Genomic DNA, 14,363 nt, shown 5'->3' on the forward strand with positions numbered 1-14,363 from the left:
CGGGATCGGACTGCCGGACGCAGAGGACGCGAAGATTTCGCAAAAGTCACGAAAGGAATCCGGAAAACTTTTGAAGGTCTTTTTCGCGTCCTTCGCGAAATCTTCGCGTCCTCTGCGTCCGGTTCCCGTATTCATTCGACCTCCGCCGCCTTCTTCTCGAAGGTCTTGCCGCTGCCGAAGTACACCTCCTGCACCTTCGGGTGGTCGCGGATCTCGAGCGGCTTGCCCTGCGCGATGAGGCGGCCGCGCGCCAGCACGATCATGCGGTCGGCATAGGCGAACACCACGTCCATGCTGTGCTCGGTGAACAGCACGGCCATGCCGCGGTCGATGACCAGCTGCTTGGTCAGCGCCATCAGCGAGTTGCGTTCCTTCGGCGCCATGCCGGCCGTGGGCTCGTCCATCAGCAGCAGCTTGGGGCTGTTGGCCATCGCGATCGCGAGCTCGACGCGCTTGACGTCGCCGTAGGCCAGCACGCTACAGGGCCGGTCGGCCTGCGACTTCATGCCGACCTGGTCGAGCAGCGCCAGCGCCTGGTCGCGCTGGTGCTCGGCGGCGCGGCGCCACATCGAGAACAGCTTGCGGTCGTGCGAGAGCAGCGCCATCTGCACGTTCTCGACCACGGTGAGCGAGGCGAAGGTCTCGGCGATCTGGAAGGTGCGGCCCACGCCCATGCGCCAGATCTCGCGCGGCTTGCGGCCCACGAGCTCCTGGCCGTCGAGCGTGATGGAACCCTGGTCGGCCTTGAGCTGGCCGTTGACCATGTTGAAGGTGGTGGACTTGCCGGCGCCGTTGGGGCCGATCAGCGCGAGCAATTCGCCCGGGGGCAGCTCGAAGCTGATGCCATCGACGGCCTTGACGCCGCCGAAGGACTTGCCGAGGTTGTGGACCTTGAGCAGGCTCATGCCTTCACCTCCTCGAGCTTCGCATCGGCGGCCTTCTCTTCCTTGGGCGCGCGCAGGCGCTCCACGAGCTGCTTGATCGATCCCGCGATGCCCTGCGGGAACAACAGCACCAGGATCAGGATGATGGCGCCGAGCATCGCGCGCCAATAGTCGGTGTTGCGCGCCACGGTGTCGTGCAGCCAGGTGAAGGTGACGGCGCCGACCACCGGGCCCGCGAGCGTCTGGATGCCGCCGAGCAGCACCATCACGAGGCCGTCGACCGACTTGCCGACCGACAGCGTCTCGGGCGAGATGCTGCCCTTGGAGAACGCGAACAGCGCGCCGGCCAGGCCCGCCACCGCGCCCGCGATGACGAAGGCGGCCCACTGCATGCGCTTGACGTCGATGCCGATGGCGTCGGCGCGCAGCACCGAGTCGCGGCCCGCGCGCAGCGTGTAGCCGAAGGGCGAATACAGCACGCGGCGCAGCCACCAGACGCCGGCCGACACCAGCACCAGCGTGAGCCAGTAGTAGGCGCGCTTGTCCGACAGCCAGGCCGAGGGCCAGACGCCCGTGAGGCCGTTGCTGCCGCCCGTGAAGCTGTCCCACTGGTAGGTGATGGCCCAGGTGATCTGCGCGAAGGCCAGCGTGAGCATCGCGAGGTACACGCCCGACAGCCGCACCGCGAACCAGCCGTAGACGAAGGCGCCGAGCGCGGCCACCAGCGGCGCGACCACCAGCGTGAGCTCCATCGGCAGGCCCAGCGAACGCGCGAGCAGCGCGGCGCCGTAGGCCCCGAGGCCGAAGTAGGCCGCATGGCCGAACGAGTGCATGCCGGCCGGGCCCATGATGAAGTGCAGGCTGGCGGCGAACAGGGCCGCGATCAGCAGGTCGATCATCAGCACCAGGGTGTAGGGCGAACCGGCCGTGAGCACCGGCAGCGCGGCGAGCACCAGCGCGAGCACCGCGGCGCCGGCCAGGTAGAGGTTGCCGGCGCGGCGCAGCGGTTCCTCCTGCATGCCGACGTAGCGGCTCGGGGCCTGCGCGCGGCCGAACAGGCCCCACGGGCGCCACACCAGCACCGCCGCCATCACGAGGAAGTCGACCATCAGCGTGAGCTTGGAGAAGGACACGTCGATGCCGAAGATCTGCACCACGCCGAGCCAGATGCACACGGCCTTGATCTCGGCGATCAAGAGCGCGGCCACGTAGGCGCCGGGCAGCGAGCCCATGCCGCCGACCACCACCACCACGAAGGCGGCGCCGATGGTGTTGAGGTCCATCTCGAGCGTGGCGGGCTCGCGCGGCAGCTGCAGCGCGCCGCCCAGGCCCGCGAGCAGCGCGCCGAGCGCGAACACCGCGGTGAAGAGCCACGCCTGGTTGACGCCCAGCGCGCTGACCATCTCGCGGTCCTGCGTGGCGGCGCGCACCAGCGTGCCGAAGCGCGTGCGCGTGAGCAGCAGCCAGACCAGGCCCAGCACCACCGGGCCGACCACGATCAGGAACAGGTCGTACGAGGGGAACTGGCGCCCGAGGATCTCGACCGAGCCCTTGAGCCCGGGCGCGCGCGGGCCCAGCAGCTCGTCGGGGCCCCAGAGCCACAGCACCGCGTCCTTGATGACCAGCACCAGCGCGAAGGTGGCGAGCAGCTGGAACAGCTCGGGCGCCTTGTAGATGCGGCGCAGCAGCAGCACCTCGATCAGCGCGCCGAGCACGCCGACCGCGACCGCCGCGATCAGCAGCGCGGGCCAGAAGCCCAGGCTCGCGCCGAGCTTGTCGACCAGCGTGTACGCGAGGTAGATGCCGACCATGAAGAAGGATCCATGGGCGAAATTGACGATGCGCGTCACGCCGAAGATCAACGAGAGGCCGGCCGCCACGAAGAACAGCGACGAGGCGCCGGCCAACCCGTTGAGCAACTGAACAACGAAGCCTGAAAAGCTCATTCAAGGATCCCGAGGAACTGGAAACTCCCGCCCCCGCCAGGCGCCCGAGACGCATGGCTGACGCGGTGGTGGTGCCACCTGCTGCCCATGCCGTGCACGCGCGGACCGTTCGGGCGATGCCCGCGGTCCGCGCGCAGCGGCATCAGTCGGCGGGGCGCATCTTCTTGACTTCGTCGTCGCTCGGCTGGAACTTGGCGCCGTCGAGGTAGACGTAATCGACCATCACGCCCTTGCCGCCGTCGTTCTTCGTCTTGCCCACGTAGGCGCCCATGGTCGACTGGTTGTCCTGCGCGCGGTAGCTGATCTTGCCGAAGGGGCTGTCGAGCTGCAGGCCCTTGAAGGCCGCGACCAGCTTCTCGGTGTCGGTGCCGCCGGCCTTCTGGATGCCCGCCGCGATCGAGTGGATGGCGCTGTAGCCGACCACCGAGCCCAGGCGCGGGTAGTCCTTGAACTTGGCCTGGTAGGCATCGAGGAAGGCCTTGTGCTCGGGCGTCTTGATGCCGCTCCACGGATAGCCGGTCACGATCCAGCCGTTGGGCGCCTCGTCCTTCAGCGGATCGAGGTACTCGGGTTCGCCGGTCAGCACGCTGACCACTTCACGGTCCTTGAACAGGCCGCGGGTGTTGCCCTCGCGCACGAACTTCGAGAGGTCGGCGCCGAACAGCACGTTGAAGATCGCATCGGGCTTGGCATCGGCGAGCGCCTGCACCACGCTGCCCGAATCGACCTTGCCCAGCGGCGGCGCCTGCTCGGCGACGAACTCCACGTCGGGCTGCGCGGCCTTCAGCAGGGTCTTGAAGGTCGCGACCGAAGACTGGCCGTACTCGTAGTTGGGGTAGACGATGGCCCAGCGCTTCTTCTTGAGCTTGGCGGCCTCGGGCACCAGCATCGCGACCTGCATGTAGGTCGAGGGACGCAGGCGGTAGGTGTAGCGGTTGCCGTTGCTCCAGACGATCTTGTCGGTCAGCGGCTCGGCGGCGAGATAGAAGAACTTCTTCTGCTTCGCGAAGTCGGTCAGCGCCAGGCCGGTGTTCGAGAGGAAGGCGCCCGCGAGCACGTCGACCTTCTCGCGCGAAATCAGCTCCTCGGCCACGCGCACGGCGTCGCCGGGGTTCGCGTTGTCGTCGCGGCTGATCAGTTCGATCTTCCGGCCGTTGACCCCGCCCTTGGCGTTGATCTCGTCGACCGCGAGTTCCATGCCCTTCTTGTAGGGCTCGAGGAAGGCCGGCTGCGCCTTGTAGCTGTTGATCTCGCCGATCTTGATCACGCCCTGGGCGTGCGCGGGAACGAGGGCGCAGGTCAGGGTCAGGACGGAAGCCGCGCTGAAAACATGGCGCAAGGGGATCATCGGGAAGCTCCTGGTGGGGTTCGAGAAAAGCGGGAAAGGAACGGGGGAAAAATCGGTGGAAAGGTGGAGTGTCGCCTCAGCGCAGGCCGTCTTCGCCCTTGATCTCGCCGGCCTGCAGGCCGCCGATGCGCGGCAGTGGGCGGCCACTGTCGGTGACCGCCACGGCCACCACGATCTCGCCGGCGCGCGGGGCGTCGGAGACGCGGGCCTCGATGGCGTCGAAATGGCTGCGCACGAAGGCCGCGTCCTTGTGGCCCAGCGGCACGTCGATGGCGGTGCCGAGGGTGCCGAGCTTCTTGGCCGAAGGCACGAGCGCCGCGCCCTTTTCGACCGCCACGCGCAGCGGCGCGCCGAGCTTGGGATGCAGGATCGCGGCCGCATGCTCGAGCTCGCCGCCTTCGCCGACGATCGCGGCCTTGCCGTAGCTCTGCGCCTGGCCGGGCTCGATGCCCAGCGCCTTCACGGCCTTCTGGCCCAGCAGCGCGCCGAGTTCCTCGCCGATCGCGATCAGCTCGTCGAGGTTCTCGCTGTAGCGGCCCGCGTAGGGGTTGGCGATCACGGCGATGGCGACGGCGCGGCGCGTGGGCGGCGCGATGTCGCGGCCCATTTCCTTGCGGGTTTCGTCGACCTGGACGACGAGCTTGCGGATGTTGGCGGTCATGTCTGGATTTCCTTTGGCTTCTCTTCTTGTCTCTTCGTACACGGGCTCAGCGCAGGCCGTCCCACTTGGCGATGTTCTCGGCGAGCAGGCCGCCGACCCGCGCATGCACGCGGTAGCCGGTGCTCATCGCGAGGATGAACACGATCTCGTCGGCCGCGGGCGCGCCGGGCACGCGCACTTCGATGGCGTCGAACTGGCCGCGCACGTAGCTGGCGTTGATGTTGGTCAGCGGCACGTCGAGCGTGGTGCCGGGCGCGCCGACCTTCTTGGTCGACGGCACGATCGACAGCGCATTGCCGGGCTGGCCGGTCTTCTTCTCGTCGACGGTGCCCTTGGCATAGGCGACGCGGTCACCCTTCCAGCCGAGCAGCTCGCGCATCGCATAGCCGCCGGGCACGTGCCACAGCGCGCCATGCTCGAGCTCGCCCGCGGCGCCGACGATGGCGCCCTTGCCGTAGGTGGCGAGCTGCTCGAGCGGCACGTCCATCGCGGCGTGCAGCTTGTGCGCCATCTCGAGGCCCACCGGATCGAGCAGGCCCATCATCGGCAGGATGTCGGGCTCGTAGCGGCCCGCGAAGGGATTGGTCAGCACGGCGGCGATGGCACCACGCACCAGCGGCGTCTGGGCACGCGGCCCGAACTCGTGGTGGATGTGCTCGACCTGGGTGAAGACTCGGCGGATATCGATCATGAAAAAGAACCTTGCTTTTCGTTAAGCAATTACTGAACCAACTGCGCGCGGAAGCCTTGCTTCGAGGGGCTTCGAGCATAAGGGCTCGACCAGCCGCCACTGCCCCTGGCAAACGAGCAGAGCGGCCCATGCGAGCCCGCCTTTTTGCAGGACCCGGGCGCACACCGCGCCCGTATCGAGTGCGCTGCGCACCTGCGCGGGGGGCAGTGGCGGCACGTCGACGGTGACGAGCGTGTCGCCGAGGTCGCTGTTGTCCTTGCGCTCGCTCGCGGGCACGCGGCGGATCGCCTCGTTGTCGACGTCGACCGCGTTGGCGATCACGGTGGCGGCCGCATCGGCCTGCGCCGCGGTGGCCGCCAGCACCGTCACGCTGTCGGCGATGCCGAGCGAGAAGCTGCGCCCGCGCCAGCCGCTGGTGGCGACGCCGCGCACCGGCTGGTCGGCGCGCAGTTCGAACTGGCCGTCGGTGTCGACGAGGCCGTTGGCATCGCGCCAGTCGAAGCGCGCGAGGTCCGCGTAGACGCCCACGCGTGCCGTCTGGCCCGGCGCCAGATGCACGGCGATGTCGCCGCCGTTGTTGACCCAGGCGCGCTCGATGCCGGGGCGCTGGTAGAAGGCGATCAGCTCCTGCGCCACCGAGCCCGCGACCGCGGCCATCGGCGTGATGAAGGTCGGCGCGAACGCCGCGCAGGCATCCCACATGCGGCGCGCCACCACGCCGCGCGGACGCATCCTGTCGGTGACCGGCAGGCGCAGCAGCGGCAGCTCGTGCACCAGTTCGTCGAGCACGTGCGCGAAGCGCGCCCAGGCCGCATCGTGCGCGGCCGCCACCGCGTAGCGGTCGCCGTGCGCCTCGGCCACGATGTCGATCGGGCCGTGGTTGAAGTGCCAGCGGTGCTCGTCGAGCGCCGTGCGTTGGGCGGACATGGTTATCCCAGCATGGGGGCGTGACCGAGGGGCCAGGGATTGGCTTCATCAATGACGAGCCATTGGCGCGCGAGCGGCGCACCGTCTTCCTGCCAGGCACCGCGCGCGAGCGCCTGCTCGAGCGGGAAGACATGCTCCATGTGGCCGCCGAGCGCCTCGTAGTCGGTGCGCCGCATGCTGAACTCGATGGGCGCGACGATCGCGGGCGTGGGCACGGTGCCGAAGCTGTTGTCGGGCATGCGCATGACGTCGGCCATCACCGTGATGCCGCCGCCCGGCCACACATAGGCCGGCGCGCCGCCGCAGGTGACGTTGACCAGCGCGCGCTTGATGGCGCGCGTGAGCAGCACCGGGTTCTCGGTCACGCCCGCGCGCAGGCTGCCGCCGGCACCGCCGAGGAACAGCACGGTGCACAGCGAGGGTTCGCAGTTCTCGCCGATGCGCTCGACGATGCGCTTGACCTCGGGCGGCATCGGCTGCTCGACGGGCTGCAACGCATCGTCGAGCACGTACCACTGCGCATGCTCGCCGGTGGTCGAGGTCATGAGCAGGCGCAGGCCGGGCTTGGCCACGCCCTCTTCCCAGCCCTCGATGATCGACAGCGGATCGGCGATGTCGGTGCCGCCCCAGCCGTTGCCCGGATTGGCGACCTGGAAGTAGCGCCCCGGCGTCGACTTGCGGCCCAGCATCTGGATGCCCGAGGGCGGCATGTCGAGGCAGCGGCCGGCCTGGTGCTCGGTCAGCACGCCGGTGATGTGGTCGTCGACCACCACCACCTCGTCGGCCACGCCCGCGAACTGGCGCGCGAAGATGCCGACCGCCGCGGAGCCGCAGCCCACGCGCATGCGCTGCTCTTCCACGCCGTTGACGATCGGCGCCTTGCCGGCCTGGATCACCAGGCTGGCGCCGCCGTCGATGGTGCATTCGATGGCCTTCTTGTTGCCCAGCAGCTGCATCAGCTCGGCCGTCATGCGGCCTTCCTTCTTGCTGCCGCCCGTGAGGTGGTGCACGCCGCCCAGCGACAGCATCTGCGAGCCGTACTCGGCCGTGGTGACGTGGCCCACCACCTCGCCGCGGTAGCGCACGTTGGCCTGCTCGGCGCCGAGGAAGCGGTCGGTGTCTATCTTCACCTTGAAGCTGCAGTAGCTGAAGATGCCCTCGGTGACCACGGTGACCATGTCCACGCCCTGCGCCTTCGAGGCGACGATGAAGGGCGCGGGCTTGTAGTCGGGGTAGGTGGTGGAGGAACCGACGCCGGTGACGAAGACCTCGTCGGCATGCAGCAGGTCGCCATTCCATTCGGCCGGCGCCGTCTCGGCCGCGCTGCCGTCCGCAGCCGCCCCGGGGCGGTCGAAAGCCACCAGCGCGGGCGCATCGCTCGCGAGCTGGCGGCGCAGCAGCACCACGGGATCGACGCGCACCAGCACGCCCTCGCGGTTGGCATAGCGGTCGCAGGCGCCGGTGCGGCCGTCGGAGATCTGGCACAGCACCGGGCAGGCATTGCATTCGACCTTGGCCGCGCTCATGCGCTCGTTGCGCAGCGGCGCCTTGCCGAAACCGCCGGGGCCGGCCTCGGCGACCACCGGCACGTCCATGCCCGGCAGTCCGTCTGTCTTCGTGTGTTCCGTCATCGGGGGGCGACCTCTTGTTGGCTGCAAATCGTGGTGGCGGGGTTTGCAACAAACGTGCCGCATGTCCGCTTGTGCCGGGGCTTTCGTTTGTGTAGCATCCCCTACACTTTCATGTTGCATTCACTACATTGAAGGTCAATGTAGCAAACGGGCCCGATGCTTGCAATGGTGTTTTCTCGCGATGTTCATCGGGGTTTTTCCGACCAACGACAATGGAGGGTTCGGAGCCGGCCGGCAGCTGGCGCCCCAAGGGCGTGCATCCCGGCTCAGCCAACCCCCGTCATTCACCACTATTGAGTTCCGTATGAGTGCATTCAGCGAAGAGAAGGTCCTGAGCGTCCACCACTGGACCGACCGCCTGTTCACCTTCACCACCACGCGCGACCCGGCGCTGCGTTTCTCCAACGGCCACTTCACGATGATCGGCCTGCGCGTCAACGACAAGCCGCTGCTGCGCGCCTACAGCATCGTGAGCCCGAACTACGAGGAGCACCTCGAGTTCCTGAGCATCAAGGTGGAAGACGGCCCGCTGACCTCGCGGCTGCAGCACATCCAGGTGGGCGACACCATCATCGTGGGCCGCAAGCCCACCGGCACGCTGCTCATCGACTACACGCTGCCCGGCAAGCGCCTCTACCTGTTCGGCACCGGTACCGGCCTGGCACCGTTCATGAGCGTGATCCGCGACCCCGAGACCTACGAGAAGTTCGATCAGGTCATCCTGGTGCACGGCGTGCGCCAGGTCGACGAGCTGGCCTACCACGACCTCGTGACCGACCACCTGCCCAAGCACGAGTTCCTCGGCGAGATGGTCGCCAAGCAGCTGCTGTACTACCCCACGGTCACGCGCGAGGAGTTCCGCAACCAAGGTCGCATCACCGACCTGATCGCGAGCAACAAGCTCACCGACGACCTCGGCCTGCCGCCGATCAACGCCGCCGAAGACCGCGTGATGCTGTGCGGCAGCCCGGGCCTGCTGGTCGACCTCAAGCACATCCTCGAGGCGCGCGGCTTCAAGGAAGGCAACACCTCGACGCCCGGCGACTTCGTCGTCGAGCGCGCCTTCGCGGAAAAGTAAGCAGGACGCCGCGCGATCGATGGCCGACAGCCGCTCCATCACCAAGCCCAAGCCCCAGCGCCGCACCGGCGTGCGCGAGGCCGCGGCCCAGGCCACGCGCGACAGCATCCTCAAGTCGGCGACCAAGGTGTTCGCCAAGTACGGCTACGACGGCGGCAGCGTGGAGAAGATCTCCAAGGCCGCCAAGTCGTACGACCGGATGATCTACTACTACTTCGGCAGCAAGGAAGGCCTGTTCATCGCGGTGCTCGAGGGCATCTACCAGCGCATGGACGACGCCGAGGCCGCGATCGCGCTCGACGCCTCGCGCCCGGTCGAGGCGCTCACCGAGGTGATCCGCTTCGTGCTCGGCTACTACCGCAAGAACCCCGAGTTCGTGACGCTGCTCAACACTGAGAACCTGCACAAGGGCCGGCACATCTCGAAGTCGCTGCGCGCGCGCGAGTATTCGTCGCGGGCGGTGGCGATCATCTCGGAGATCCTCGCAAGCGGCGCGGCCCAGGGGCTGTTCCGCAAGGACCTCGTGGCGCGCGACATCTACCTGCTGATCGCGTCCACCGGCTATTTCTACACCTCCAACCGCCACACGCTCACGGCCTTCCTCGGCGAGCCGCTGGAGTCGCCGGACGCGATCAGGCACTGGGAAGACTTCGTGATCGAGACCGTGCTGCGCACCGTGCGCGCGGACGATCTGCAGGACAACAACACTCCCCCCCACGACGAGGACAACACGAAATGGCAGAAATCGCGAGCAGCGGAAAGTCGGGCAAGGTCGTCATCCAGAACATAGGGCTGCTGCTCTCGGGCGACATCGACAAGCCCATCCTCGACGCCGACACCATCGTGGTGAACGATGGCCTGATCGTCGCCATCGGCAAGCAGAAGGACTGCGACCTCGAGGGCGCGAAGACCGTCATCGACGCGCGCCGGACCTGCGTCGCGCCCGGCCTGATCGACAGCCACGTGCACCCGGTGTTCGGCGACTGGACGCCGCGCCAGGGCCAGATCGGCTGGATCGACTCCACCATGCACGGCGGCGTGACCACCATGATCTCGGCCGGCGAGGTGCACCTGCCCGGCCGCCCCAAGGACATCGTGGGCCTGAAGGCCCTGGCCATCACGGCGCAGCGCGCCTTCGACAACTTCCGCCCCGGCGGCGTGAAGGTGCTGGCCGGCGCGCCGGTGATCGAGAAGGGCATGGTCGAGAGCGACTTCAAGGAACTCGCCGAGGCCGGCGTGGGCCTGCTCGGCGAGGTCGGCCTGGGCTCGGTGAAGGCCGGCTACGAGGCCAAGGAGATGGTGGCCTGGGCGCGCAAGTACGGCATCCAGAGCACGATCCACACGGGCGGCCCCTCGATCCCGGGCTCGGGCCTGATCGACAAGGACGTGGTGCTCGAGGCCGACGCCGACGTCATCGGCCACATCAACGGCGGCCACACCTCGCTGCCCGAGGCCCATGTGTGCGAGCTCTGCGAGAAGAGCTCGCGCGCGATCGAGATCGTGCACAACGGCAACGAGAAAGTGGCGATCGCGGCCGCCAGGGCGGCGCTCGAGCTCAAGTGCCCGCACCGCGTGATCCTCGGCACCGACGGTCCCGCGGGCTCGGGCGTGCAGCCGCTGGGCATCCTGCGCATGGTCGCGATGCTGTCGTCGATCGCGAACATCCCGGCCGAGCTGGTGTTCTGCTTCGCGACCGGCAACACCGCGAAGATCCGCAAGCTCAACTGCGGCCTGATCGAGGTCGGCCGCGATGCCGATTTCGTGTTCATGGACCGCGCGCAGCATTCGCCCGCGCCGGGCCTGCTCGAGAGCGTGCAGCTCGGCGACATCCCGGGCGTGGGCATGGTGATGATCGACGGCATCGTGCGCTGCGGCCGCAGCCGCAACACGCCGCCGGCGACCGAGATTCCGGTGGTGGTGTCGGGCGCGCACTGAGGCGCGCCGATCCTCAAGGCTCGCGCCGCGCCTTGAAGATCAGGTAGCGCGCGGCGAGGAAGTTCACCCCCATGCCCGCGCCGCTGCCCGCGGCCACGCCGAGCATCGGCGCCCAGCGGCCGCTCGCCGAATGCAGCACCAGCACGTAGGCGCCGTAGTTCACGACGGCGCCGCCGAGCATGGTCGCGAGATAGCCCAGGTATTCGCGCCACAGCGCGGTGTCCGAATGGCGGTCGCCGAAGGCGAGGCTGCGGTTCATCGCCCAGGTGGTGGTGGCCGCCGCGAGGAAGGACAGCACGCGCGCGCCGTACCAGCCCAGGAGCGGCGCGGCGAGGTACAGCACCGCCACGTCGACGCCGAAGCCCACGACGCCGGCCACGGCGAACAGCAGGAACTGGCGCCCGGCCTGCCCCATCTCAACCGCGCGTGCCGTCATGCCACGGCGGCGAACCCGCCGCGGGCGTGGCAAGGTAGCGCAGCCGCTTGGCCTCCTGGCGCCCGATGGTCACGGTGTGCAGCACCGCGCCGCAGACCATCGCGAGCATCGCGCCGAGCATCAGCCCGGTGGCCAGCACCGCGGTGGGCAGGCGCGGCACCAGGCCGGTCTCCCAGAAGGTCACGACGAGCGGGATCGCCAGGCCCAGCGACAGCAGCGCGAGCAGGCCCGCGAGGATCATGAAGAACATCAGCGGCCGCTCGCTCACGAAGAGCTTGGAGATGGTGCCGAGGATGCGCCAGCCGTCGCGGTAGGTCGACAGCTTGCTCACCGAGCCCTCGGGCCGCGAACGGTAGATCGAGGGCACCTCGGCATACGGCATGCGCAGCTCGAGCGCGTGCACGGTGAGTTCGGTCTCGATCTCGAAGCCCTTGGCCAGCGCGGGGAAGGACTTCACGTAGCGGCGCGAGAACACGCGAAAGCCCGACAGCATGTCGGTGAAGCTGCCGCCGAACAGGCCCGCGACCGCGCCGGTCAGCATCTGGTTGCCCAGGCGATGGCCGCGCCGGTAGGTCTGGGCATCGGTCTGGTCGTCGACGCGCGCGCCCACCACCATGTCGAGCTTCTGCTCGACCAGCATGCGGATCATTTCGCGCACCGTCGAGAGATCGTAGGTCGCATCGCCGTCGACCATGATGTAGATGTCGGCCTCGACGTCGGCGAACATGCGCCGCACCACGTTGCCCTTGCCGCGCAGCGGCACGTGCACCACCTGCGCACCGTGGGCGCGCGCGACCTCGGCCGTGCCGTCGGTGGAGTTGTTGTCGAAGATGTGGATCTGCGCCTCGGGCAGGTCGGCGCGGAAGTCCGCCACCACCTTGGGAATGGCCAGCGCCTCGTTGTAGCAAGGGATGATCGCGGCGATGCGCAGGGCCGGCGGCAGCGGCGAAAGCATGGCGGCGGCAGGGGAGGCGAGGCGGGCTTCGGTCGTCATGGTGTGGGCGCGAGTATGCGATAAGCCTTCACACCGTCCTTCTCGACGATCAGGCTGAAGTACTTGTCGAAGTCGGGCTTGGTGTGCACATAGGGCGCGAGCGCGGTCTGGATCACGATCGAGCCGAACTGCTGCGAGGCCAGCTTGCGCGCGAGCTGGTCGGCCGGCAGGTACAGGTAGTCCGAGTAGCGGAACGGCCCGAAGATGTCGCCCCACACCGGGTTGGGCGCGAAGTAGATCGAGTCGTTGAGGCCGACCTGGTAGAGCCGGCCCACGGGGTTGGCGCGCAGGTGGCTCAGCACCTCGTAGCCCGGCACGCGCTGGGCGAGGAAGGCCTCGCGCGAGGCGGGCGTGGGCGAGATCATGCGCACGTCGCGCACCGAATGCGCGAGCGCGAAGCCCGCGAGCACCACCATCAGCAGCCCGCCGAAGACGCCCGGCGTGCGGCCGCGCGCGAGCGCCGGCAGCCGGCGCCGCACGAAGGTGCCGGCCCAGCCCAGCAGCGTGTGCCAGCCCACGGCGGCCATCAGTGCGAGCAGCGGGAACGAGGCCATCATGTAGCGCGGATAGCGCGAGGTCGCGACCCAGATCGCGAGCGAGTAGAGGCAGAACACGAAGGCCGCGCGCACCGGGCCCGGGCGCCACAGCGGGCTGAACGGCACCAGCAGCAGCGGCCAGAACAGGCCGTTGGGCATGTTGGCGTGGTCGCGCACGTCGGCCAGCTGCTGCGTGTAGTCGGCCATGTTCCAGTTGGTGAAGCCGAACACACGCGCGCCGATCGGGTTGAAGGGATCGCCGGTCTGCAGGTAGTTGCGCGCATACCAGTAGATGCACGGCACCAGGAACAGCGCGAGGGCCGCGAGCCACGGCAGCGGCCGGCGCTCGCGGCGCGCCACGAACACCGCCACCAGCGGCAGGAAGATCAGCGCCTGGTACTTGGAGCCCGCCGCCACGCCGAGGAAGAAGGCGGCCAGCAGCAGCCAGCGCGCGCGTCCGTGGCGCGCTGCGCCGGGCGCCGGTTCGAGCACGTGGCCCTCGTCCCACCACCACAGCGCGACGAAGGCCGCGAGCACGAACAGCGCCACGCCCATGTCGATGTACGAGTTGGGATAGTCGCCCAGCGCGAGCCAGATGCCGGCGCCCAGGCAGGCGATGTAGCGGTTGGCATGCAGCCGGCCCAAGCGATGGATCATCAGCACCGACAGCCAGCCCGCGAGGCCGTGGATGAAGTGGGTGAAGACGTCGTCGTAGACCGTCAGCGCGGCGGCGTAGAGCAGGTCGTAGTTGTAGGGGAACCAGGGGTAGCGCAGCCACTCGTAGACGCCCAGCGTGCCGCTTTGCGCGACCTGGCGCGCATAGGGCAGGTGGTACATCACCTCGTCGAAGGCCACCGGCGGGGCCAGCGGCGAGAACAGCGTGGGCAGGCCCACGAGCAGCAGCGCGGCGAACGCGCATTTCTCGCCGAGGGTGGCTGCCGGCTGCGCGGGCGCGGGCGCGGCGCGCGCCTTCAGCTCGCGGCGCCAGCCGGGCAGCCGCAGCAGCGCCAGCACGATGCCCGCGCCCAGCAGCGCGAGCACCGCACCCTGGCGCAGCGCGCCGGCGATCGCCAGCGCCTGGAGGGCGACGATGAACAGGCCGACGCCGAGCGTGGTCGCGATCGCGCCCTCGAGCCAGGCGTCGCGCCGCGCGGGCGCCCCGAAGCGCGCCAGCACGGTGGCACCGAAGCCCCAGGCGCCGGCCACGAAGAGGGCCAGCGCCGCGTGGTGCGCGAGGATGAAGAGCAGTGTCTGAATGGGAATCCCCCGAAAGCCTGGATCGGTTCACCGGCCCGC

Annotated in this window: 13 protein-coding genes; 3 read left to right on the forward strand and 10 right to left on the reverse strand. The window is 68.8% G+C overall.

The window, feature by feature from the left end; genetic code table 11:
* Positions 1–131: 131 nt before the first annotated feature.
* The 7 genes from ACODT0_RS08780 to ACODT0_RS08810 form a co-directional block, all read right to left on the reverse strand.
* Positions 132–905, reverse strand: a complete 774-nt coding sequence (locus tag ACODT0_RS08780) for an ABC transporter ATP-binding protein (RefSeq protein ID WP_489041074.1) — start codon at positions 903–905, stop codon at positions 132–134.
* On the reverse strand, positions 902–2,830 hold the full coding sequence (locus ACODT0_RS08785; protein WP_261212011.1) for an ABC transporter permease: 1,929 nt from the start codon (positions 2,828–2,830) through the stop codon (positions 902–904). Before ACODT0_RS08785 ends, ACODT0_RS08780 begins: the two co-directional genes overlap by 4 nt.
* 142 nt (positions 2,831–2,972) lie before the next feature.
* Positions 2,973–4,178 (reverse strand): ABC transporter substrate-binding protein, encoded by a 1,206-nt coding sequence (locus ACODT0_RS08790; RefSeq protein ID WP_057593418.1) that lies wholly within the window; start codon positions 4,176–4,178, stop codon positions 2,973–2,975.
* Between the two features lie 76 nt (positions 4,179–4,254).
* Complete coding sequence (locus ACODT0_RS08795) at positions 4,255–4,839, reverse strand: amino acid synthesis family protein (RefSeq protein WP_057593419.1); 585 nt, start codon at positions 4,837–4,839, stop codon at positions 4,255–4,257.
* A gap of 46 nt (positions 4,840–4,885) precedes the next feature.
* On the reverse strand, positions 4,886–5,530 hold the full coding sequence (locus ACODT0_RS08800) for an amino acid synthesis family protein (protein ID WP_413761843.1): 645 nt from the start codon (positions 5,528–5,530) through the stop codon (positions 4,886–4,888).
* Positions 5,531–5,551: 21 nt separating this feature from the next.
* Positions 5,552–6,457, reverse strand: a complete 906-nt coding sequence (locus ACODT0_RS08805; RefSeq protein ID WP_489041075.1) for a UPF0280 family protein — start codon at positions 6,455–6,457, stop codon at positions 5,552–5,554.
* A gap of 2 nt (positions 6,458–6,459) precedes the next feature.
* Positions 6,460–8,088: a 6-hydroxynicotinate reductase gene (locus ACODT0_RS08810; RefSeq protein WP_261212015.1), complete on the reverse strand. Its 1,629-nt coding sequence runs from the start codon at positions 8,086–8,088 to the stop codon at positions 6,460–6,462.
* A 304-nt stretch (positions 8,089–8,392) separates the two neighbouring features.
* Between ACODT0_RS08810 and ACODT0_RS08815 the strand changes: the two genes are divergently transcribed.
* Genes ACODT0_RS08815 through ACODT0_RS08825 form a run of 3 tightly spaced genes read left to right on the forward strand, consistent with a single transcriptional unit; the run spans position 8,393 to position 11,101 of the window.
* A complete protein-coding gene (locus ACODT0_RS08815; RefSeq protein WP_057593423.1) occupies positions 8,393–9,166 on the forward strand; it encodes a ferredoxin--NADP reductase in 774 nt (257 codons plus the stop codon).
* 19 nt (positions 9,167–9,185) lie between these two features.
* On the forward strand, positions 9,186–9,956 hold the full coding sequence (locus tag ACODT0_RS08820; protein WP_057593424.1) for a TetR/AcrR family transcriptional regulator: 771 nt from the start codon (positions 9,186–9,188) through the stop codon (positions 9,954–9,956).
* Positions 9,902–11,101 carry an amidohydrolase family protein gene (locus ACODT0_RS08825; RefSeq protein ID WP_208507872.1) on the forward strand — a complete coding sequence of 400 codons (1,200 nt, stop codon included), beginning with the start codon at positions 9,902–9,904 and terminating at the stop codon, positions 11,099–11,101. The genes ACODT0_RS08820 and ACODT0_RS08825 overlap by 55 nt, the downstream gene beginning before the upstream one ends.
* A 13-nt stretch (positions 11,102–11,114) precedes the next feature.
* Here ACODT0_RS08825 and ACODT0_RS08830 read toward each other — a convergent pair whose 3' ends face one another.
* From ACODT0_RS08830 to ACODT0_RS08840, 3 genes are read right to left on the reverse strand one after another with little or no spacing between them, the layout of a single operon-like run.
* A complete protein-coding gene (locus tag ACODT0_RS08830; RefSeq protein ID WP_296742061.1) occupies positions 11,115–11,537 on the reverse strand; it encodes a GtrA family protein in 423 nt (140 codons plus the stop codon).
* Positions 11,518–12,492, reverse strand: coding sequence for a glycosyltransferase family 2 protein (locus tag ACODT0_RS08835; protein WP_057593447.1), 975 nt, complete (start codon positions 12,490–12,492; stop codon positions 11,518–11,520). The genes ACODT0_RS08830 and ACODT0_RS08835 overlap by 20 nt, the downstream gene beginning before the upstream one ends.
* 35 nt (positions 12,493–12,527) lie before the next feature.
* Complete coding sequence (locus ACODT0_RS08840) at positions 12,528–14,273, reverse strand: ArnT family glycosyltransferase (protein ID WP_489041076.1); 1,746 nt, start codon at positions 14,271–14,273, stop codon at positions 12,528–12,530.
* Positions 14,274–14,363: the final 90 nt, after the last annotated feature.

It is taken from the genome of Variovorax sp. FG153, assembly GCF_057809595.1.